The 21,566-nt window shown below is 72.4% G+C and carries 12 protein-coding genes; 3 read left to right on the plus strand and 9 right to left on the minus strand.

From position 1 onward, the window contains the following. Positions 1-25: 25 nt before the first annotated feature. Genes OG500_RS05045 through OG500_RS05065 form a run of 5 tightly spaced genes read right to left on the minus strand, consistent with a single transcriptional unit; the run spans position 26 to position 13,356 of the window. Positions 26-1,681: a hypothetical protein gene (locus tag OG500_RS05045; RefSeq protein ID WP_329577018.1), complete on the minus strand. Its 1,656-nt coding sequence runs from the start codon at positions 1,679-1,681 to the stop codon at positions 26-28. Next, positions 1,678-2,172: a hypothetical protein gene (locus OG500_RS05050; RefSeq protein WP_329577021.1), complete on the minus strand. Its 495-nt coding sequence runs from the start codon at positions 2,170-2,172 to the stop codon at positions 1,678-1,680. The genes OG500_RS05045 and OG500_RS05050 overlap by 4 nt, the downstream gene beginning before the upstream one ends. Next, the gene (locus tag OG500_RS05055) at positions 2,169-5,831 is read right to left on the minus strand and encodes a hypothetical protein (RefSeq protein WP_329577024.1); all 3,663 of its coding nucleotides are present in this window, start codon (positions 5,829-5,831) and stop codon (positions 2,169-2,171) included. Before OG500_RS05055 ends, OG500_RS05050 begins: the two co-directional genes overlap by 4 nt. Further along, positions 5,831-8,533 carry a CBM96 family carbohydrate-binding protein gene (locus tag OG500_RS05060; RefSeq protein WP_329577027.1) on the minus strand — a complete coding sequence of 901 codons (2,703 nt, stop codon included), beginning with the start codon at positions 8,531-8,533 and terminating at the stop codon, positions 5,831-5,833. Before OG500_RS05060 ends, OG500_RS05055 begins: the two co-directional genes overlap by 1 nt. A gap of 5 nt (positions 8,534-8,538) precedes the next feature. Continuing rightward, positions 8,539-13,356 (minus strand): DUF6603 domain-containing protein, encoded by a 4,818-nt coding sequence (locus OG500_RS05065; protein WP_329577030.1) that lies wholly within the window; start codon positions 13,354-13,356, stop codon positions 8,539-8,541. Positions 13,357-13,816: 460 nt separating this feature from the next. Here OG500_RS05065 and OG500_RS05070 point away from each other — a divergent pair, with 460 nt between their 5' ends. Further along, the gene (locus tag OG500_RS05070) at positions 13,817-16,027 is read left to right on the plus strand and encodes an ArnT family glycosyltransferase (RefSeq protein WP_329577033.1); all 2,211 of its coding nucleotides are present in this window, start codon (positions 13,817-13,819) and stop codon (positions 16,025-16,027) included. 73 nt (positions 16,028-16,100) lie between these two features. Here the strand turns inward: OG500_RS05070 and OG500_RS05075 are convergent, their stop codons facing one another. Further along, a complete protein-coding gene (locus OG500_RS05075; protein WP_327065148.1) occupies positions 16,101-16,304 on the minus strand; it encodes a cold-shock protein in 204 nt (67 codons plus the stop codon). Positions 16,305-16,647: 343 nt separating this feature from the next. Here OG500_RS05075 and OG500_RS05080 point away from each other — a divergent pair, with 343 nt between their 5' ends. Beyond that, the gene (locus tag OG500_RS05080) at positions 16,648-17,226 is read left to right on the plus strand and encodes an MgtC/SapB family protein (protein WP_329577037.1); all 579 of its coding nucleotides are present in this window, start codon (positions 16,648-16,650) and stop codon (positions 17,224-17,226) included. Between the two features lie 4 nt (positions 17,227-17,230). On the opposite strand, the gene OG500_RS05085 is transcribed toward OG500_RS05080, so the two are convergent. From OG500_RS05085 to OG500_RS05095, 3 genes are all read right to left on the minus strand, one after another. Next, complete coding sequence (locus OG500_RS05085; protein WP_329577040.1) at positions 17,231-17,398, minus strand: hypothetical protein; 168 nt, start codon at positions 17,396-17,398, stop codon at positions 17,231-17,233. Beyond that, on the minus strand, positions 17,395-19,146 hold the full coding sequence (locus OG500_RS05090; RefSeq protein WP_329577042.1) for a hydrogenase maturation protein: 1,752 nt from the start codon (positions 19,144-19,146) through the stop codon (positions 17,395-17,397). Before OG500_RS05090 ends, OG500_RS05085 begins: the two co-directional genes overlap by 4 nt. Positions 19,147-19,302: 156 nt before the next feature. Further along, positions 19,303-20,277, minus strand: coding sequence for a LysR substrate-binding domain-containing protein (locus OG500_RS05095; RefSeq protein ID WP_327065152.1), 975 nt, complete (start codon positions 20,275-20,277; stop codon positions 19,303-19,305). Positions 20,278-20,347: 70 nt separating this feature from the next. Between OG500_RS05095 and OG500_RS05100 the strand changes: the two genes are divergently transcribed. Beyond that, positions 20,348-21,520 carry a YeiH family protein gene (locus OG500_RS05100; protein ID WP_329577045.1) on the plus strand — a complete coding sequence of 391 codons (1,173 nt, stop codon included), beginning with the start codon at positions 20,348-20,350 and terminating at the stop codon, positions 21,518-21,520. Positions 21,521-21,566 lie beyond the last annotated feature (46 nt).

The raw sequence follows: 21,566 nt of genomic DNA on the forward strand, positions 1-21,566 counted from the left end.
GCTCAGGGCCGTGTCCTGCACCCGTTCATTCCGGATTGGCCGTTCCGACGCCCAGGGGGATGAAGATGAACCGCGCCCCTTGCCAGCTGCCGCTTGTGGAGCCGCCCCTGGCGGTCAGGGTGAGAGTGAAGTGGGCTCCCTTGGCCACGGGAAGCGTCGCGGTGCTCTGATCCGTCTGACCGTTGTAGTGAGCCGACATCTCCGCTGTGAAGTTCGGCGATTGCATCACGACACGTGGGAATTCGCCGCTGCCATTGCCATAGACCACTGCCACCACAATGCCGGACGTCGTCGCCCTGAAGCCCCGCGAGGTGTTCAGCGGAACGTCCAGGGTTCGCGGTTGGCCGAGCATATTGGCCGGCCCGTAGACGTTGAGTTCGGACGCAGCCGCGGTGTCGAAGCGGCCCGTCTTCAGCCAGATGTACCCATTGGCCCCGGGATCGACGATGAGGTTGCCGTTGGCCTGGATGGGACCGTTCGCCGTCAGCGTCTTGCCCGCCGCCACCGTCACGTTCCCATTCGCCGTCAGCGTCCCCGCAGCCGCCACCGTCACATTGCCGTTCGCCTGGATGGGGCCATTCGCCGTCAGCGTCTTGCCCGCCGCCACCGTCACGTTCCCATTCGCCGTCAGCGTCCCCGCAGCCGCCACCGTCACATTGCCGTTCGCCTGGATGGGGCCATTCGCCGTCAGCGTCTTGCCCGCCGCCACCGTGACATTCCCATTCGCCGTCAGCGTCCCCGCAGCCGCCACCGTCACATTGCCGTTCGCCTGGATGGGGCCATTCGCCGTCAGCGTCTTGCCCGCCGCCACCGTGACATTCCCATTCGCCGTCAGCGTCCCCGCAGCCGCCACCGTGACGTTGCTGTTGGCGTTCAGCGTGTTGACCACGATGTTGGGGTCGTTGACCGTCAGGTAGGTGGTCAGGAAGTAGTCCTGCCCGTCCAGAGTCGCCTTGAGCGTGAAGTTGGCGTTGTCGTTCAGCGCCGGCGACGTCCACTTCCGGTTCGCGAACTTGGCCTGGTTGTTGTCGTACGTCTCCTGCCCATTGGCGCCCCGGTAGTACATCGTGTACTGGATCCGGGTGTCGGCAGGCGCGTCCCACAACAGGTCGACGGTCACGCCCCGCCCGATGACGGTCGTCCGAGGGTGCAGGCTGCGGAAGAAGAACTCGTCGTTCCCCTTCTTCACCTCCACCTCCCCGTTCCGCTTCTGGTAACTGTCCTCCGCACCCGTCGTGGACGTCGTCTCCTCGACAGCCAGGGTCACCGTCCCGATCGACGGGTTCACCTCGATCCCCGACAGCGTGAGGCTGACCGCCCACGTCCCGTCGAAGACCGCCGTCGTGTCCGGCACGAACGAGAACACCGCCTTGTTCGGATCCGTCGTGTCCCGATCGACCCACCACTCCGTCCCCTGCGCCTCCCCCTCCACCCTGCTCACCGCCGTCGTGATCAACGACGGCTCGCGGGTCAGATCCGCACCCGACACCCCGGTCGGCACCGTCAACGTGATCCCCTTGCAATACACCTTCGACGTCCCCGACGGCAGATCCCGCCCGAAGCGCAACACCACCGTCCCGTACTCCAACTCATGCATCGTGCTCACCCGCAACGGCGACGGCACCGTCCCCCGCGCGGGCTTGACCAGGTTCGTGTCCGCCGTGGGCTCCATACCGGTCACCGCTGTCCTTCCGAATCGCCTGCGGCCAGCACGCTCGCCATCACCCGGCTGCTGCGCCTGCTGACCGGGCCGCCGTCGGCCGCGGTCTCCTCGGTGATCTCGACGTCGGTGCTCTCGAAGCCCGGATCCATCTCGATCAGGAAGGAGATGGCCCAGGTCCCGTCGAACTGCGCCGGCTGGTCCGGCACGCACGCGAAGACGGTCACGGCCGGGTCGGTGGTGTCCGGCACGATCCACCACTCCTGCCCCTGCGCGCTGCTGCGCACCGACGGCACCGTGGTGGAGACGGCCAACGGCTGGCGCGCGAGCCGCGGGTCGCTGGTCGCGGCCGGTACCCGCACCGCGATCCGGGTGCAGCGCACCGGCTGCTCGGCGCGGGCCACGCCCTCCTCGCCCACCGTCAACCGGAGTTGGTGGTAGCGCGGCGGCGCGTCGTCCGTGCTGGCCGGTCCGGGGGTGATGTCCACGCGGTAGGGCAGCAGCAGGCTCATCGGGTCTCTCCTTCGCCACCCGCGCCCGGGTGCAGTTGCAGGTAGCCGGCCCGGGCGGCCGGGACCGGGTCGTCCGGATGTGACAGGTCGTCAGCGGGCAGGATCGGCAGGTCGGTCCAGAGCGGCGGCCCGTCCCCCGAGACCAGCGGCTCAGCCCAGCTCCACGCGCCGTACAGGGCGCTGGGGCGCGGCATGAAGATGCCGTGGTCCGCGGGCTCGGGCTCGGCCGAGCGCCGCGTCGGCTCCGCCGTACGGACCGGCGCGAGCAGCGGGTTGAGGCGGAACGAGGCGCGGATCGCGGCCAGCGCCCGGTGGGTGATGTCGGCGTCCACGGTGAGCGAGGTGACGGGCAGGACGTCGGTGGTGGCGTGCACGGCCGTGTGCGGGCAGGCGAGCAGGGTCAGGTACCGGGTGACGGGACGGTCGACGGAGCGGGCGGGCATCGCGGTCCCGGCGCCGGTTCCGATCGGCGCGAAGTACGAGTCGTCGGCCGTTGCGGCGGCGCCCCGGGGCTGCTTGGGCAGGTACAGCCGACGGTACGAGGTCTGCTCGTCGGGCTCGGAGGTGTAGTAGCCGATCAGCCCGTCGGCCAACTGCTCGTACTCGCCCAGCCGCACCGGCCACCGGTAGTCCGGGTACTCCTGGGCGGTCGGCCGCAGCGCCTCGTCCCAGGCCGGGTCGGTCAGCGGCGGGCCCTGCAGCTCCAGGCCGAGCCGGGCCCGGATCAGGGCGACCGGCCGCCCGATCAGCCGGGCCGGGGTGCGGTCCTCCCCGGGTGCGGGGTCGGTGATCCGGCTCAGCGCCCGGTCGATCGTGGCCATCAGCGCGTCGAAGGTCTCGGCGTCGCGGCCGACCAGCTCACCGGCGAAACCGGCCACGTGCGGGTAGACGCCCGTGAAGTCCTCGGGCTCGTCGTAACGTGCGTGCGGCAGTGAGTTCCAGGCGATCTCCCGCTGGGCCTGCGCCGTGTGGATCACCCGCAGTTCACCCAGCGGGCTGCCGTCGGGGGCGTAGACCAGCAGTGTCTGGTCGAGGTGGTTGACCAGCAGCCAGCCGGCCACCGGCGTGTCGCCGACCGGGTCCGGCGCGCTGCTCACGGCCGCGAGCGGTCGGTCGTCGCTGTGGTGCACGGGCTCGAACCGGATCCGGGTCTCCTGGAGCAGGCGGGGCGGCAGCTGGATGAAGCGGTCCGTGCTGGTTCCGGGGTAGAGCGGCTTCTCGGGGTCCGGGGCGACGCTGGCCGCGCGGACCGGGTCGAACTGGCCGGGCTGCCCCTGCTGGGCCGTGACCAGCCGCAGGGCCTGGCCGAAGCGGTCGACGATGTGCAGCTCGGTGAAGTAGAACTGCCCGGCACGCACCGGCTGGAACCGCTGCTCGCGGCGGTCCCCCGCCCCGTCCGGCACGTGGCTGCTCTGCCCGGCCAGGGCCAGGATGCCCGGGTCGGTGGTGACCTGGGCGGCGCCGTCCTGCTGGACCAGCCAGTCGTTGAAGCCGTCCAGGGTCTGGGAGAGGATGTCGAGCTTGTCGAAGTCGTCCTGGAGTGCTTGCAGTTGACCCAGCAGGCCGTCCGGCGCCCCGGCCAGCTTGCGCTTGGTCTGTTCCCGCAGCACGTAGGACAGGGCAGGGGTGAGGAAGGAGCGCCCGGCGAAGGTCGTCCAGCGCACGCCGCCCTCGCCGTCGCCCTGCGGCACGCCGGTGCCGTTCCAGTGGTAGCCGTCGCCGTCGAAGGTCCAGTTGTCGCTGCCGCCCGTGCCGGTGCCGCCGCTGCGGAACGGGGTGGCGCAGTACTTGATCCGCCACTGCAGGTACATCGGCGTCCAGGGCTGGCGCCAGACCCGGGTGTACTCGGGGAACGGGCCGTCGGTCAGCTCCGTCGGCCGCTCGACGATGTCCTTGAGGGCGCTGCCGGTGCGGGCGGCGCGGTCCAGCACGGCCAGTTCGGCGATCAGCGACTTGCACAGCCCGGGCAGACCGGTCAGGTCCGGGGTCGCCGGGTTCGGACTCGGGACAACCTCCTCACTGCCGATCTTCACCTTGGTCAGCAACGCCGAGGGCAGCCGGCAGGGCAGCGGCTGGTCGTCAGCGCGGCCCAGCGGCTGGGTGGTGCCGGTGCCCTCCATCACCAGGACCGGGTCGGCCAGCCGGTAGAAGGACGGTTGCGGGGCGCGCTTGAGCTCCTGGGTGGCGGGCAGCTCCCGGTCGGCGGCGAACTCCTCGATCGCCGCCGGCAGTTCCTCGGGGTCCTCGGCGTACGGGATCTCGTCCCGCAGCTCCTCCAGCTTCGCCTGCAGGGTGCTGATCTGCTGGCCGACGGCGGTGATCTCGGCGTTCCAGGCCGCCAGGTCGAACTCGAACGGCTTGGGCCGCCGCTTCTCGGGCAGTTCGCGCAGCCACCAGAGCGACCACAACCGCCACTGGAGTCGGGCGAGTTCGGCCGTGCCCTGGTCGTACGCGGCCTGGTGGCCGTTGAGTTCGTCCAGCCAGGCGGGCTGCGGGAGTTCGGGGGCCGGTTCGTCCGTGCCCTCATCGGCGGGCCGGTTGACGACCTGCCAGAGGTAGCCGCCGTCGCTGCCGCTGAACCACGAGCGGCGCATCACCTCGTCCAGCTCGATCGGTCCGTCGGCGCTGTCCATCGCCCCGAGTTCGCCGTGGAACAGCGCCTTGATCAGGTCGCCGTCCCGGGCCGACTGCGTCTGCTGGGCCACCAGCGCGGCGGCGGCGTCCGCGGTGCTGTGGCCGAGCGCGACCTTGGTCGACGTCCCGTCGGGCCGGTCGGAGTCGGGGACGATGCCCTCGCGCTGCCAGTCGATGCCGAGGGCGGTGCCGGCGTAGCGGGTGCGCACGATGGAATCCGGCATGCCGTCAGGAGCGCCCCAGCCCAGGGCATCCAGGACGTCGACCAGGTTGCCGGGGGCGGCACCGGGCGGCAGCAGGCCGGGGATTCCGGCGGCGGTGCGCAGGATGTCGGCGTCGTCCTTGGAGTACCAGCCGACGACCGCGTAGCTGAGCTCCGCGTCCGGCGGGTAGTTGTCGCCGTACTGCGGGTCGCGCAGGTCCTTCAGGGTGTCCTGGAAGAGGAAGACGTTGCGGTGGTAGGGCGCGAACGCGGCGAAGGCCGGCAGCCCGGAGCCGATCGCGGTCAGGAAGAGCCGCCGCGGTGCAGGCTCCGTCCAGGGCCCGGTGGCCAGGTCGTGGGCGCGGCCGATCCGGTCGGTGGCGGCCTTGCCGGCGTCCGGGTTCAGGTAGGAGTTGCTGCCGTCCCAGATCGGGTCGGAGCTGGGGCGCTCCGAGGAGAGGTAGTCGCTGTGCACCACCCAGCCGGCCGCCGTGGTCCTGCCGCGCACGGTGGCGTAGCGGACCACCAGCCAGCGGTTGGGCACCAGCGGGAAGGTGCTCTCGCCGCTCTCGGGGTCGATGTAGCCGGTGGTCAGCGCCTCGGGGAGCTGCCACTGCAGGTGGACGCCCTCGAAGTCGGTGCCGGTCCAGTAGTCCTGAAGGTTCTCGTACGGCTCGGGTTCGCCGCTGGTCTTGAACTCCTCGTTGAGCATCATGGTGAACATCGGCGACCAGCGCTTGAACCGGTCCTTGTCGGCGCGGACCGCGCGGTTGGCCACCAGTGCGTGCAGCTCGACGGGCACGATCAGGTCGGTGTCGGTCATCAGCGCTCTTCCCCGGAGTTCAGTGTCGGCTGCGTGATGGTGATGCTGAGGTGCGGCTGGTCGGCGGCGGCCTCCCGGGAGATGATCCGGGCGAGCTGGCGGGCGGCCTGGTCCTTGCTGAGCGCCACCGAGAGCTCGTCGCCGCTGTGCTGGCGCAGGTGCGCGGTGATGTCGAACTCCAGCCAGGCCCAGGCGTCGACGGCACCGACTCGCGCGGTGGCGACCGGACTGGCCGACAGGGCGGGCTTGTTGGCCCAGGCGAGGGTGGACTCGTCCCAGTCGTTGCCGGTGGCGTACGCCTTGAGGTCGAAGGCCCCCTCGTCCTGGGCGGCGGCGTACACCCGCAGCAGGGCCTTGCCGATCTGCTCGGGCGGCGGCAGCTGCGTGGTGTCGAAGCGCAGGTACGCGATCCGGGTGACGGTGCTGCTCGGGCCCTCGTTCTTGACCAGCAGCGGGTCCGTGGCGCCGAACTCCGCCCCCTGGCCGTACTGCGCGATGGTGTCGGCCACGCAGTCGCGGCGCACCGTGGGCGGCAGCAGCAACTGCTCCAGCGGCGCGTTGACCAGCTCCAGCGCGAACTGGCCGGGCGACAGCTCACCGCTCGGCAGGCACGCGGCGGACAGCGCCCGCACCAGCCCGCCGGCTCCGCCCAGGTCCAGCACGTCCGGCAGAGCGCCGCCCCGGCCCGGGCGCAGGTAGTCGAAGACGGTGCCGGAGCCCGGGGCGCCGGGGTCGGGAAACTCGGTGTCGGTCGGGTAGCCGACCCGGCTGCCCGTCAGGTGGCGCAGGCTGATCCGCTCCACGGAGTTGATGCCGAAGTGGATGCCCTGGCCGGGCTCGCGGATGGCGATCTGGTCCGGGACGGCGTCCCAGAGCACCAGCAGCACGTCCGGCGCGAGGTGGTCGCGGCGCAGCTCGCCCACCGGTTCGCCGTCGGCGGTGGTGGCGAGGATGTCGAAGACGGGCCAGGCGCGCACGAGTTCGGAGTTCATCAGCAGGCCCGCCACCGGCAGCGCGGTGCCGGCCCGGCTCAGCCGCTCGGTGAGCACCGGGTGGAGGTCGTGGTCGATCGTGGTGTGCGCGGCGACGTCGGCGGCGCCGGCGACCAGCGCGTGGATCCAGGCCGGGTCGATCCGGAAGGCGCGCAGGCTCTCCGGCGGCAGCATCCGCGGGTCGGGCACCAGATGGGCGAAGGGCACGCCGTTGAGCAGGCCCAGGCGCTCCAGCCAGTCGGGCATGGTCGGCGTGGTGTCCTGAGCAAGCGTCAGAAGCGACTGCCGGGCGCGCGGTTCGGCGAGCAGCGCGGGCGTCTCCAGCCTGGTCCGGCGCAGCACCCTGACCGGGGGCGGGCCTTGGACGGCAGGGGCCCGCAAGGCCTCCAACAGGCCGCGGCCGAAGCCGGGCGCGGCCAGCTCGCGCAGCGCGGCAGAACCGGCCGGCTCGTCCGGGTCGACCATGGCGCGGGCCGGGTCGGCGGAGAGGGCCAGCAGGGTGGCGGCACGGTTGGCCAACTCACGTCGGGCTTCGACGACTTCGCTGCTGTAGTCGGGGTCGGCCAGCGCGATGGCGCGGCCCAGCGTCCAGGCGGCGGCGTAGCTGACGTCGAAGAGGCCGTACTCGCGGTCGTAGATCAGCGCGTGGTCGGCGGTGGTGTGCGGGCCCTGGGTGGCTTCGACGGGCAGCTCCGGGGCGGTCAGCGGGGTGCACGGGCCGCGGTACCAGGCGTAGGTGTCCTCCCCCGCCAGGGTGCGGTAGGCGACGGCGGTGTAGCCGCGGTGCAGCCTCGTCCGCGCCTGCTCCACCTCGGGGCTCGGCGACGGCTCGCCGGTGGGCGCCAGCCGCAGCGCGAGGTTCTCCGGATCGGTGTGCCCAGGGGCGACCAGGTTGCGCAGCAGGCCGGCCGGGTCGAGCGTGCCTTCGGGGTCGTTGGTGAAGTTCCAGGACCACAGGCTGCACAGTCGCACCTTCTCGGTGGCGGGCAGGCTGTCGGGCGCCAGGCGGCCGAGCCAGCCCTCCAGCGAGACCAGGTGCACCGCGTAGCTGCCCGGGGAGCGCGGGAACCGGTTGGCGGCCAGTACCGCGTACTCGCCCTCGGTCAGGATCTCCCCGTTGTCGAGGCGCTGCGCGGCGGTGTGCACGTCGCGCATGTGGGTGAGGTGGAACAGTTCGTCCTGGCGCGCCACGACCGCGTGGAAGACGCTGACCGGCAGGTCGATGGTGCGGCACGGGTTGCTGCCGTCGATCGTTCCGGTGAGCTTCGGCCCGTGGATACCGTCGCCGGGCTCGCGCAGCTCGCTGATCGGCCGGGTGGTGAACTCGCCCTGGGCGTCCGGGTCGTCGTCGACCTCACCGGCGGCGAGGACCAGCAGTGCCAGCCACGGCTCCTTGGCGGCCATCCGACCCAGCAGCTGCCGCTCCCAGGGCAGGATGGCCCGGCTGAGGGTGATGTGCGGCAGCACGTGGGTGTACCGCCCGACCGCGCCGGTCGGCGGGAAGGTGGCGTGCACCGAGGAGGGGTCCAGCACGAACTGCGCGGCACGGATCTCGTAACTGTCCGATGCCTTGGGCAGTTTGACGTCGGCGTCGATCGCCTGGCCGTCCTTGGACAGCCGGTGCTCGACGGTGATGGTGTAGACGCCGGCGGTGGCCTTGGGATCGAGGTGATCGTAGAACGAGACGTTGAGGTCGGGTCGGGTGGGCATCGCGGTCACCTCGCGGCTGCGGTCAGGAGCGGGGGGTCGGTCAGGGTCTTGCCGGCCTTCTTCGCGGACTGGGTCAGCGGGCCGTCGCTGCCCGGCGCGACGCCGAGCCCGGCGAGCGCCTGGTGCAGCAGGGTGCGCTTGGCGGCGGTGGGCACCAGGGTGCCGGTGATCACGCCGACGCTCTCCTCGTCGTGCACCGGGGACTCACCGGCGACGGCGCCGTCGCGCAGCGGCATCCGGCTGGACGGCAGGCCCTCCACGTCCAGCGCCTTGGACGGGACGTCCCCGACGCCCAGCTGCTTCGTCGGCCCGGGGACGACGATGGTCAGCCCGGTCAGGCAGTCGTCCACCAGCCCGGGCTGCTTGAGGGCCTGGTCGGGGTCGTCCAGCGGTTCACCCCACAGGGCCTGCGGCATGCCCTCGACGGTGGGCGTGATCGTCCAGCCCTCCTCCTTCCAGTCGTACCGATCGCCCCGCTGGTCGAGGATCTCGACGACCTGCTCGCAGACCACGTCGTCCAGCCGCATCGGGCGGATGTCGATCCGGTCGTCCTCGCTGCCCGCGAACAGCCGACCGTTGAGGGTGATCTGCGAGGCGGGCAGCGCCGACTCCACCGACACGGTGAAGCCGTCGATCCGCACCAGCTCGGGCAGTTCGGCCGCGATGCGGGCCTCGGACTCGTCCTTGGTGACGTCCGGCAGCTCGCAGCCCTGCTTCAGCGCGGTGCGCGAAGGCGCGGGCAGCTGGAGCTGGAAGTCCTCCCAGGGCACCGGCGGCGCGCCCTTGCGGTCGGCGCCGAAGCCGATGGTGAAGGAGACGAACCAGACCTTCACCTTCGCCCGCCCGCCGATCGGCGGCAGCCACAGCTGCAGGCTGACGCTGACCTCCAGCGAGACCCGCACACGCACGAAGAGCACCTTCACGGTGGCGGCGACACCGATGCTCAGGCCCAGGGCGAGGTCGGCGTAGAACGGCTTCCACTGCACCAGCGCGTCGACGTGGGCGGTGAACCACGCCTGCAGACGGATGTTGCCGCCCGCGTCGAAGACGGCCGCCAGCGCGCCGCCGATCATGAACGCGCCGTCGGTGAGCGCCGCGTAGGCCTGGGCCTTGATGGTGATCGGGCCGCGCTCCCAGAGCCAGCCGATCCGCGGCGGCTTCGGGTAGTACGCGGGGACCTCGAACTGCGGGTGGTAGCCGCCGGCGGAGAGCACGAAGCCCTTCTTGGTCCCGTCGGGCAGGTCCTTGCCCCAGACGTAGAGCGAGATGCCGCCGGTGAGCTGGGCGTCCGGGTCGAGGATGTAGGAGCCCTTGGCGATCACGGTGTCCATCGAGAAGCGGCCGAGCGCGGAGTCGTAGGCGAAGACGAAGTCGACGACGACCTTGCCGAGGCAGAGCTTGTTGACGGCCAGCGGCGCCGCCGCGAAGGCATCGCTGGAGGTGGGCACCACAGGCGGCAGCAGCAGCGTCGTGCTGCCCGCCAGCATCACCTTCCAGCCCGCCTCGCCCCACTCGACCAGCGCCAGTGCCCGCGCCTGGATGAAGCGGTAGACGGTGAACTCCATGCCGCCGGCCACCCAGTACTGGCCCCGCGCCGGGGTCACCCAGCCGCCCGCGCCGACCAGGTCGTTCAGCGCCTGCCCCGGGGTCATCTTCGGCTCGTCGGCCGTCGCCCCCAGGCGCTTGATGAGCGGGAAGGTGCCGAGGTCGGCGGTGGTGGGGATGCGCACGGTGCTGTTGATGCCGAAGCCGAGCACGACGCCGGTGAAGGTGACCGGGCCGATGCTGAACAGGCCGTTGACCATGTGCTTGCCGGCCACGAGCTCGGCGTAGGCGAAGATCGAGTCCCAGCCGTCCTTGTGCTTGGCCCAGCTGCCGGTCAGCTGCATGGCGAAGAGGTCGAGCAGCTCGATCTTGCCCGCGGCGCCGAACGCCAACTCGTAGTCGGGGCCGAGGTCCAGCCGGCTGAACGCGCCGGAGATCACCACCTTGGGCGGCCCGGGGCGCTCCAGCGCCAGGCTGGCGCCGCGCAGCACCGGCCCGACGTTCCAGTCCTTGTCCACGCCGAGGCCCAGGCCCAGCAGCTCGATGGTCAGCGGGCCGACCGCCATGGTGGCGTCGAAGGCGATGAACAGCTGCCCGTGGGCGTAGCCCAGGGCGGCGTGGCTGAACCGCACCGGGCCGAGCGCGTACCCGTCGAAGCGGCGCGCCTCCTCCTCGGCCCGCTCGCGGCCCAGCACCACGGTGCCGCCCTGGCTGAGCACCGGGAACTCCCGGTCGGCGGGGTGGACCAGGTCGAGCTTGCCGCCCTCGAAACCGAGCTTGGCCCAGATCACGGCCGTCCCGGGCTCGAAGTCGCCGGGGAGCAGGACGGGGAGCAGGCCGGCGGCCGTCGGGTCCGCGCCGGCGACGGCGGGGTCGACGGCGAACTCGGCCAGCAACTTGTTCAGTACGAGCACCTCGGCGGCCGTCCACCCCCGCCGGGTCGCGCCTTCGGTCACGCCGGCCCACGCGAGCTGGATGTCGCTCACGGTGACGTCGCGGTCCGGGTCGGTCTCGTCGACGATCGGCAGGTCCGAGGCCTTCGCCTGGACGGTGCCCCGGACCGCCACCAGGTAGCGGCGGAGCTTGGGGTCGTTGGCGGGCTGGACGACCAGCATCCAGCCGAAGAACGACGAGGTCGCGGCCACCAGGATCTCGTAGGTCCGGAAGTCGAAGCGCAGCGCGGCCGAGTACAGGCGCGGCATCAGCTGGTCGGGGATCACCCCGGTCACCAGGTCCGCGCCCAGGCCGAGCATGAGGTCGGAGGCCGGGACGCCCGCCTCGTCGTGCCAGCGGGCGATCAGCGCGATCGGCGGCGTGGGGCCGGTCGGCATCGGGACGGCGAACTCCATGTCGAAGCCACCGGGCAGGGTCAACGACAGGTGCGGGAACCGGGGGTGCACCTTGAACTGTTCGAGGTCGATGTCGAACCCGAGGCCGGGCAGGCCCAGCGAGATCCCACCGCCGAGCGTCAGCCTGACGTCGAAGGCGATGCGCAGCACCCAGTCGCTGCCGAAGTTCCAGTCCGGCTCGTCCACGGCCGGCCAGGTCAGGCCGATGCCCGAGAGCTTCAGCGGCCCGATCGTGAGCTCCGGGAACTCCACCCAGGACAGGTCCGGGGGCGTGAGCGGTGGCGGCCAGGGCATGCCCCAGGAGAGGGCGGGACGGTCGGGCAGGCGCCAGTTCACGTCCAGCGACCAGCCGGGACGGCCCGTGCCGCCGCCGGAGGAGTCCCAGTTCAGGGTGGGCCACCAGCCGTCCAGCCCGCCCGGGAACGAGCCGATCCAGTTGTTCAGCAGATCCAGTTGCGGCCGGCTGAGCCCGGAGCCGATGGCCGCCAGGCTGATCCCGTTGAGCAGGAAGTCGGGCAGCTCCGGCAGCAGGGTACCGATGAACGGCAGGTCGGCGAGCCAGGCTTCGAGCCCCTTGATCCCCAGCAGCGCGACCTTGCCCCAGCCCTCGGGGCCCGACAGCGACGGCAGGCCGGCCAGCACGAAACGCAGCCACGATGATTCGCCGGTCAGCTCGAAGTCGCCCACGCTCAGGTCGAACCGCATTCCGAGGGCGGGCAGTTGCGGATTGAAGAGGTCCGGCAGCGACGGCAGTGAGACGTCGAAGAGCGCGAGCAGGTCGAGCAGCCGCTTGTCTCCCCCGCCGCCGGAGCCGTCCCACCAGCCGGTCAGCACTCCGAGCCCCGGCAGCCCGGGGAAGCCCGGCAGCTGCGGCAGTTCGGGGCCCTGGGGCACCGCGAAGGTCAAGTCCACGCCGCCCAGCGAGAGGCTGATCGAGGGCAGGCGCGGGATGACCGAGAAGTCACCCGCGTCGGGGAGGTCCGGGAGCGAGAAGTCGAATCCGACATCGGGGAGTTGCAGGTCGAGCCAGCCCAGGCCGATCGACAGGCGGAAGTACGCTCCCAGTCCGCTTCCGGCGCCGGAGCCCGTCGGCGGCCAGCGCAGACCGAAGCCCGAGAGCGTGAAGCGCCCGAGCGTCAGGGACGGGAACCCCGGCACCCAGCCGATCTCCGGCATCTTCAGCCGCACGGCCCAGACCTGCGGGTCCTGCTCGGGCAGCTGGTAGGCCGCGCCCACCCAGACGCCCGCCGCCAGCTCCCGCTCCGGCAGCAGCGGCCACCAGCCCTGGCCCTCGACGGCCGCGGCCACCGCCTGGTTCACCGCCGTGCTCTGCACCGCGCTGAGCGTCCCGGCCGCCACGATCGCCTCGACGCCGTGCACCCCGACCAGCTCGCCGTCGGGGATCTCGCCCCCGATGTGCGGAAGTTCGGAGAGCAGCGCGCCGCTCTCCTTGACGCCGAGCAGCGCCACCAGCGGGCCGCCGATCGAGGGCGCGGCGAACACCAGCCGCAGGTGCTCGGTCTCCGCGCCGATGACCACCTGACTGTTCGTCAGATCGTACGTCGCCAGCAGTTGCCGCACCTCGGCCAGGAACGCCTCGGGCACCTCGCCGAGATCCAGCTCCCAGGCGGCGGCGAGTTCGACCAGGCCCACGGTCACGTCGATGCCGGCCTTGAGCCCCGTGACGTACTTCCGCGCCGCGTCGGCGAGGAACTCGAAGCGCAGCAGGGCCTCGCGGCCGTTCAGCAGTGCGGCCGTGCCGGTCACGGTCAGCTCGTCCCGGACGGCTTCCGTCACCCGAAGCACGAACTCTTTGCCCGCGCCGAACAGTTGGTAGAGCTCCGGCAGTTCGATCGAATCCAGCGGAAGGACGAAGTCCTCGCCCGGGGCCGGGAAGGAGTTGAGCAGGTCGGCGACTTCGAGAGCCATGGGAACGGAAGATCCTCTCGTGCGCAGTGGCGGGAGGCATGTGCCGGGGGCATCCGCGCCGGCGCGCCAAGGCCACCGTGCCACCGGCGCCAACCAGTACACCCAGTGATGGGAGCACGACACAGTGTCCGACCGACACCCCGACGACGGGACGCCAGCCAGAATCCGCCAAACATGTGGAACGCACCCCACCGGCGGTCGCCCTGTGCCAACGATCGCATACGGATGGCATTTCACTCGGACGCCACACCGGCCTGAGCTGCGCTCCTGGCTTTCCGCGCCGCCCGCTCCGCCCGCCCGGCCCGCGTCCGGCCCGGCGGCCGACCCTTCCTGACGCGCCATCAGTTCGGACGCATCAGCGGGCCACGGCAGGGGTAGTTCGCAGGATGAGCTGACAGCCTCTCAGGACCCTCACACCCGGCTCCCAGCATCGATGCTCCGTCCAGCAGGAGGTTCCCCCTTGTCCGCGACCGTCGTCGGTCATCCCCCCAACTCCGAGCAGGACCTCGGACGGGGCTCCGGAAGCACCCGCAGGCCCTGGGAGTTCTGGCGCTCCCCCGCCGACCAGCCCGGCTGGGCCAGACCGGCACTGCTGCTGACGGCCGCCGTCGCCGCCGTCCTCTACGCCTGGCACATCACCACCGCGGGCTACGCGCTCTTCTACTCCGACTCCGCGAAGAGCATGTCCGTCAGCTGGAAGGCGCTGTTCTACGGCGCCTGGGACCCCGGAGCCACCGTCACGCCCGACAAGCTCGCCGGTTCGTTCGTCCCGCAGGCACTCTTCGCGAGGCTGTTCGGCTTCCACGTCTGGTCGGTGACGCTCCCTCAGTGCATCGAGGGCGTGGTCTGCGTGCTGGTGATGTACCGCATGGTGCGCCGCTGGGCCGGGCCGCGGGCCGGGCTCGCCGCGGCGGCGGCGCTCACCTTCACGCCGGTGGCCGCGTCCATGTTCGGGCACTCGATGGAGGACGGCGGCCTGACCTTCTGCCTGGTCATGGCGGCCGACTGCTACCAGCGCGCGGTACTCGACGCGCGCCTGCGTTCGCTGCTGTTCGCCGGGGCCTGGGTGGGCCTCGGGTTCCAGGCCAAGATGCTGCAGGCCTGGATGATCCTGCCGGCGCTGGCCATCGGGTACCTGGTGGCGGCACCGACCGGGCTCCGCAAGCGGGTCGGTCACCTGCTGCTGGCCGGCCTGGTGTGTCTCGGGGTGTCGCTCTCCTGGATCCTGCTGATGACGGTCACCCCCGCCAACGACCGCCCGTACGTGGACGGCAGCACCAACAACAGCGCGGTCGCCATGGTCTTCGGCTACAACGGCCTGGAGCGGTTCGGCATCCACGTGCCGGGGTCGGTGCCCAACCTGGACTTCGGCGGCGGGGGCGCACCGCACGCCGCCCCGGGCGGCGGCGGCCCCACGGCCGGGGCACCGAGCATCGGAGTACCCGTCACCGGGGCACCCGCTGCTGGGGCACCGGCCGTCAGAGCACACCCCGGCGGCGCCCCGAGCGCGGCGCCGGCCGGAGCTCCCGCGAGCCTGGACGGCGGTTCAAGCTGGCTGAAACTCTTCCAGGGCCGCTTCGGCCCGCAGATCGGCTGGCTCTACCCGTTCGCCTTCCTCGCTCTGGCGTTCGGCCTGTGGTCGCGCCGCCGTGCCGGGCGCACCGACCGGCTGCTCGGCGGCTTCGTGATGTGGGGCAGCTGGCTGCTGGTCGTCGGCCTGGTCTTCAGCAAGATGAGTTCGATCCCGCACACCGCCTACATGGCCACCCTGGCCCCCGCCTTGGCGGCCCTGGCCGGCGCCGGCGGCGTGCTGATGTGGGACGCCTACCGCAAGAACGAGCGCGGCGCCTGGCTGCTGCCCGTCGCCGTGGCCGCCGAGGCCGGCTGGGCCTGGTACCTCGGCCACTTCACCCCCGGCTTCCTGCCCTGGCTGAAGTGGCTGGTCCTGGCCGCCACCGTGCTCGGCGTCGCGGCCATGGTGTGGGGCCGGCTCAGCCGCCGCTCGCCCTCCCGCCTGCTGCTGGTCGGCCTGCTCACCGGCCTGGCGGGTGCCGCCGTGACGCCGGTCGCCTGGTCGGCCTCGGTGCTCGACCCGAAGTACGCGGGCAGCTCCTTCGATGCCCTCGCCGGGCCCTCCGACGGCGGGCTCGGCGCGATGCTGACCAAGATGATCGCCGCGGGCGGACCGGGCGGCGCCCCCGCCCCGGCGGGCTTCGGCGGGCCCGGCGGCGACATCAGCAGCAGCCTCTCCGGCGACCAGCGCAAGCTGTACGACTACGTCAAGGCCCGCCAGGACGGCGCGAAGTACGTCCTCGCCGTCGACAACTGGATGTCGGCCTCGCCCTACGTCCTGGCCACCGGCGACACCGTGCTGCCGATGGGCGGGTTCAGCGGCACGGTGCCCGCGCCGTCGGCCGGCAGCTTCGACTCCCTGGTGCGCGGCGGCGCCGTCCGGTTCGTCCTGGTCCAGGGCGCCGGCGGAATAAGCTCCTTCTTCGGCGGAAACAGCAGCGGCACGGCGGTCGGCCGGATCGACGGCTGGGTGGCGCAGAACTGCGCCGAGGTCCCCGACACCGCCTTCGGGGTGGCCGAGCAGAGGCCGGCCGGGCTCTTCGGTGACGCCACCGGCGTCGGCGGCACCCTCTACAACTGCACGCGGCCGTCCGCCTGAGTCACGGAGGCGGACAGCAGGGCGCCCCGCACCAGAAGGTGCGGGGCGCCCGAGTGCGCCGCAGCGCCGGGGGTCAGGCCGGGCGGATGTGCTCCGCCTGCGGGCCCTTCTGGCCCTGGGTCACGTCGAAGGTGACCTTCTGGCCCTCCTGGAGCTCACGGAAGCCCTGGGCGTCGATGTTCGAGTAGTGGGCGAACACGTCAGGACCGCCACCCTCCTGCTCGATGAAGCCGAAGCCCTTTTCCGCGTTGAACCACTTCACGGTACCGGTGGCCATGTTGTTCTCCTTCTCAACGGACGTCGGTCAGGCCTCGCGAGGTGCGAGGGCCTGGAGGTAATCGCCTAGGTCCGGAGAAGCGCTGCTGGACAGCAAAACCGCCCGCGGCATGTCACCGCGGGCGAGAACTTCGGAACCACGACTGCTTAATTCAAACGTTACACCTTAACCACCCCGGCGCCACCGTTCCGTCCAAAGACGCGCCGGATTCCGTCATCCCGCCCGCCCGACAGCGTCGCCGAACCGCCCGTCCGACCCGGCCCGCACCGGTCGGCCGGGGGCCGGGACAGGCCGGGGGGGAGTCCGTGCTCGGGGGTTCGAGGGGCTGGGATTGAATGCGGGCATGATGCACGAGATCCCGATGACCGGACACCTGCTGGCCGCGTTCGCGCTGACCTACACCATCGGCTTCGAGCGCAACCTGCGCGGAGCCGCTGCCGGGGACCGGACGTTCTCGCTGATCGGGGTGGGTGCCGCGCTGGTGGCCGTGCTGGCGCAGAACGGTGCGCCCAATGCGCTGACCGGGGTGATCACCGGTGTCGGCTTCATCGGCGGCGGCCTGACGTTCCGGGAGAGCCGGGCGAACGGGGAGGTGGTGCGCGGCATCACCACGGCCGCCACCATCTTCGCCGCGGCGGCGATCGGCGCGGCGGCCGGGGAGGGGCTGCTGCTGTTCGCCTGCACCGGGACGCTCCTGACGTTGCTTTCGCTGGAGATCCGGCACATCCCCGGGCTGCGCTTGCTGGACGGCCGGCGGTGGGCGCGTCCCTACGCCGAGGACGAGGACCTGGACGACGACTGCTCCCCCGCCGCGCTCGACCCCGCCGACGAGCAGCTGCTGGACGAGGCGGCCCGCACCGAGGCCTCACGGGCCGAGGCGGCCCGCACCGAGGGCCGCGCGGTCGCCGCCGCCCGTCCGTGAGCCGTCAGCCCTCCTGCTCCCCCGCCTGGCCCCGCAGGCCGGCCCACCAGGTCAGTGCGAGGCAGAGCGCGTAGTAGCTCAGGGACGCCAGGTACGCCGCGTAGCCCCGGTCGCCGTCGAACACCTCGATCGCCCGCCACCCGGTCGGCCGACTCACCTGACGTGGCGTCAACTCGGCTCCCCGACCCCGGCGAGGTGCGGCGGCGTGCTGTGCACCGGGTGCTTGCGGACGAAGGCGGTGCGCAGCGCATGGTACGGCTCGTCCAGATCGAAGAAAGTGCGACGCATCAGCGCCAACTCCTCCTCCCGGTAGGCGTCGAGCGGCTTGATCGCCTCGTCGCGCTCACGGCCGAGCTTCTTCGCGGCGATCCGCTCCTGCAACCCGGGCCCCGCCGCGAGCAGCGCCGCGAACCGGGCGACCTCGCGCCCGAACTCCCCCGGGGTCGCCGGGATCACCCGGTCCACCAGGCCGAGTTGCTGCGCGCTCGCCGCGCTCACCGGCAGCGCGCGCCGGGTGAGGCGATCGGCCGCTGCCGCGCCGACCCGGCTCGGCAGCGTGTAGGTCCAGTACTCCGAGCCGTGCAGGCCCATCAGGCGGTAGTGCGGATTGAGCACCACGCCCTCGCGGCACCAGACCTCGTCCGCCGCCAGGGCCAGCATCGCACCGCCCGCCGCCGCGTTGCCGCCGACCGCGGCCACCACCAACCGGTCGGTGGTGGTGATGAGTTCGGCCACCAGGTCGTCGATCGCGTTGATGTTCGCCCAGGACTCCGCGGCCGGATCGGCCGCCGCCTCGATCACGTTGAGATGGATGCCGTTGGAGAAGAAGTCCCGGCCGCCGCCCAGTACCAGGACCGAGGTGGGTCGGGCGAGGGCGTGCCGGTAGGCCGCCAGCAGCCGCCGGCACTGTTCGGTGCTCATCGCACCGCCGGGGAAGGAGAACCGCAGGAACCCGACCGGCCCGTCCTCGTGGTAGTCGATGTCCGTCCAACTACCCTTCCCCTGGGGCGAGTCCGGCACCCCCGACCGACGCTGCGCAGCGGACGGCGAAAAGAGCGAGGGCAGTGGGGGCAGCTCCGGCAGCACGGGGAGCCGGTCGCCGAGCGCCAGCGTCGCGGGCAGCTTGAAGGTCGCCGGACCGCCGGGCCGTCGGCGCGGGCGCAGTTGGGGGATCCAGACCGCGCCGTCCACCGTCGCCCGGCACAGCGCGCCCGCCCGGGTTGCCAGCAACTCGCCTGGCTTGCCGCGCAGTTCACGCTCCGGATGACCGCCGTGCAGATACCACTCGGCACCCAGCAGCTCGTCCAGCACGCCGGGCTGGGAGTCGGCGGCGCGCAGCTTGCGCAGCACGGTCGCCGTCGGATCGCCCGCCCAGTCGATCCGCCGCAGCCGCTGATCCAGGTAGGGCCGGGTGTGGTCGGGGACGGCCCAGCCGGGACCGCGCTGGGGCCGCGGGAGGTACGTCCCCGAGGCGAAGCGCCGCACGGCGAGCAGCACCGCGCGCAGCGCCGCGTCCGCGATCTCGCCCCGGTACAGGTCGCTCTTGCCCACCGGCGGCAGCTCGCACTCGGCGTGCGCCCAGACGTCGCCGGCATCCATCAGCTCGTCCGCCTGGAGCACGGTCACCCCCCAGCGCTCGGCGCCCTCGTGGATCGCCCAGTCCAGCGCGGACGGCCCCCGGTCACCGAGCGGCCCGGGGTGCACGATCAGGCAGGTGTGCGCGGTCCAGACGTCCCGCGGAACGGCGGTCTTGAGCATCGGGGCCACGATCAGCTCGGGCCGGTACTCCCGCACGGCCTCGCGCAGCGGGTCGTCGCCCACCATCAGATGGACGGCCGGACGGTGCCCGCGATCGCGCAGTTCGACGAAGACCCGCTGGGTGAGGCTGTTGAACGCGCTCGCGACGAGCAGGATCCGCATGATGGCCTCCGAGCCCACCGGGCCCGGTTCGAGGGAGGTGGCCCGGCCAGCTGCGAGCTTCCCGCACCACGGCACGGCCCCCGCCGCAAACCCGCCGGAACGTCACCCGACCGGCCGACGCCACCCGGGCCCGCCACCGCACCGGTCGCCCACCGGTCACGCGGCGGGCGTCGAGCGCCGGGCCACCTCCAGCAGGTGCAGCGCGGCCTGCGGCAACTCGCTGCCGCTGGCCCAGATCGCCCGCAGGCTCCGGGCGAGCGGCAGGTCCTCGGCGACGGCGATCTCCACCAGCCGTCCCGCCGCGAGGTCCTCGGCCACCGCGAGCTCGGACAGGACGGCCGGCGCCGCCCCCTGGGCGGCGGCGCTGCGCAGCGGCGCGGTGGAGCCGAGTTCGAGCAGCGGGACGGACGGACCGTCCCAGGGACGCAACGCCCGCTCCAGGGTCTCGCGAGTGCCGGAACCGGTCTCGCGCAGCAGCAGCGGCGTCTCCGCGAGCTCGGCGCCGGTCAGCGGCTCGCTCCGGCGGGCCCACGGGTGACCGGGGGCGACGACGACGACCAGGCGGTCGCGACCCACCAGCGCGGACCGGAAGTCCCGGGGGACGAAGGGACCCTCGGTGAAGCCGAGGTCGGCCTCGGAGCGCCGCAGCGCCTCGATCACCTGGTGGCTGTTGGTCACCCGCAGGCCCACGTGGGTGGCGGGGTGCAGCTGGCGCAGGGTGACCAGCCAGCCGGGCAGCAGGTACTCCGCCAGGGTGAGGCTGGCGGCCACCCGGAGGTTGCCCTGCTGCTGCGCGCGAAGCGCCGCCAGGCCCTCGGTCAGTGCCTGGGCCTGGCTCAGCACACCGCGGGCCCAGTCGGTGACCACCAGTCCGGCGGGGGTGAGCCGGGAGCCAGCGGTCGAGCGCTCCAGCAGCTGCAGACCCAGGCGGCGCTCCAGGGTGGTCATCCGCGAGCTGGCGGTGGGCTGGCTGATCGACAGCTTCGCCGCCGCCTGGCCGATGCTCCCACTCTCCGCGACCGCCACCAGCAGTTCGAGGGAGTGGAGGTCGAACGGCCGCCGGGCCGAGGTGGACGGCTCGGCGGCACTTGCGCCGGGGGGATGCGCGGGGTCGATGGGGGAAGCTGCCATAGGAAAACCCTATGGCATGGGAAGAAACTGCCTGCTACCGGCGGTGCGCGGCCCGCAGCAGGGTGACGGTATGACGATCCTCCCGCCACCGTCGCGGCCCGACAGCCGCCCGATCAGCCCCGCGCGCCCACCCGCCGCCGAGCGCCCTGCCCCGGCCCCGGCCGCCGCACGCGGATCGGCCGCCGCCCCCGGGCAGGCCGCGGCGGCGGCCCGGTGGGTCCGCACGACCGGCCCCGGGCTGGGCGCGGTGGCGGTCGCGGTCACGGTGGCCTGGGCGGTGAACCTGGCGCTGCCGGCGATGTCCTCGCTCACCGCGGCGGTCGCGCTGGGCGTGCTGGCCGGCAACCTGCGCATGCTGCCGCCCCGCACCCGCCCCGGGTTGACCTTCGCGGGCAAGCGGCTGATGCGGGTCGCCATCGCACTGCTGGGCCTCAAGCTCGCCCTCGGCGACGTCCTCGCCCTGGGCTGGCAGACGCTGGCCGTGGTGGTGGTCGTGGTGGCGGCCACCTTCTTCGGCACCCAGTGGCTCGGCCGGCGCCTGGGCCTGCCGGGCGACCAGCCGCTGCTGATCGCCACCGGGTTCTCGATCTGCGGCGCCTCCGCCGTCGCGGCGATGAACGGGGTCACCGACAGCGAGGAGGAGGACGTGGTCACGGCGGTCGCCATGGTCACGCTCTGCGGCTCGCTCGCCATCGCGCTGCTCCCGCTGCTGCACCACCCGCTGGGCCTGAGCGACCTCCAGTTCGGCCGCTGGACCGGCGCCAGCGTCCACGACGTGGGCCAGGTGGTGGCCGTCGCCCAGACCGCCGGGCCGACCGCGCTGGCGCAGGCCGTGGTGGTCAAACTCATGCGGGTGGCCCTGCTCGCCCCGATCGTGACCGGCGTCGCGATCGCCCGCCGCCGCGCCCGGGCCGCCTCCCCCGCTTCGGCCGCTTCGGCGCAGACAGCGCAGATGGCGCAGACGGCGGGCACGAAGGCCAAGCGGCCACCGCTGGTGCCGCTGTTCATCGTGGGCTTCCTCGCCTTCGTGCTGCTGCGCACCACGGGCGCAGTGCCGCTCCCGGTCGTCAACACCACCGAGCAGGTCGACGAACTCCTGATGGCCGCCGCACTCTTCGCACTCGGCAGCACGGTGAACATCCGCGGCCTGCTGCGCACCGGACGGCGGGCGGTGCTGGTGGCGGGGGCTTCCTGGCTGCTCATCGCACTCATCGCGTACGCCGGGGTGCTGCTGACCACCTGACGCCCACCGGCCGATCGCCTGCCCGCCCACGGCGGTCGCCGCCCGC

Origin of the sequence: Kitasatospora sp. NBC_01250 (assembly GCF_036226465.1) — a bacterium.
Taxonomy (GTDB): Bacteria; Actinomycetota; Actinomycetes; order Streptomycetales; family Streptomycetaceae; genus Kitasatospora.

Bases quoted from the DNA above. Each gene is read 5' to 3' on its own strand.
- OG500_RS05055 (WP_329577024.1), bottom strand. From the start codon at position 5,831: ATGACCGACACCGACCTGATCGTGCCCGTCGAGCTGCACGCACTGGTG.
- OG500_RS05075 (WP_327065148.1), bottom strand. From the start codon at position 16,304: ATGGCCACCGGTACCGTGAAGTGGTTCAACGCGGAAAAGGGCTTCGGC.
- OG500_RS05095 (WP_327065152.1), bottom strand. From the start codon at position 20,277: ATGGCAGCTTCCCCCATCGACCCCGCGCATCCCCCCGGCGCAAGTGCC.
- OG500_RS05100 (WP_329577045.1), top strand. From the start codon at position 20,348: ATGACGATCCTCCCGCCACCGTCGCGGCCCGACAGCCGCCCGATCAGC.
- OG500_RS05050 (WP_329577021.1), bottom strand. From the start codon at position 2,172: ATGAGCCTGCTGCTGCCCTACCGCGTGGACATCACCCCCGGACCGGCC.
- OG500_RS05080 (WP_329577037.1), top strand. From the start codon at position 16,648: ATGATGCACGAGATCCCGATGACCGGACACCTGCTGGCCGCGTTCGCG.
- OG500_RS05090 (WP_329577042.1), bottom strand. From the start codon at position 19,146: ATGCGGATCCTGCTCGTCGCGAGCGCGTTCAACAGCCTCACCCAGCGG.
- OG500_RS05065 (WP_329577030.1), bottom strand. From the start codon at position 13,356: ATGGCTCTCGAAGTCGCCGACCTGCTCAACTCCTTCCCGGCCCCGGGC.
- OG500_RS05060 (WP_329577027.1), bottom strand. From the start codon at position 8,533: ATGCCCACCCGACCCGACCTCAACGTCTCGTTCTACGATCACCTCGAT.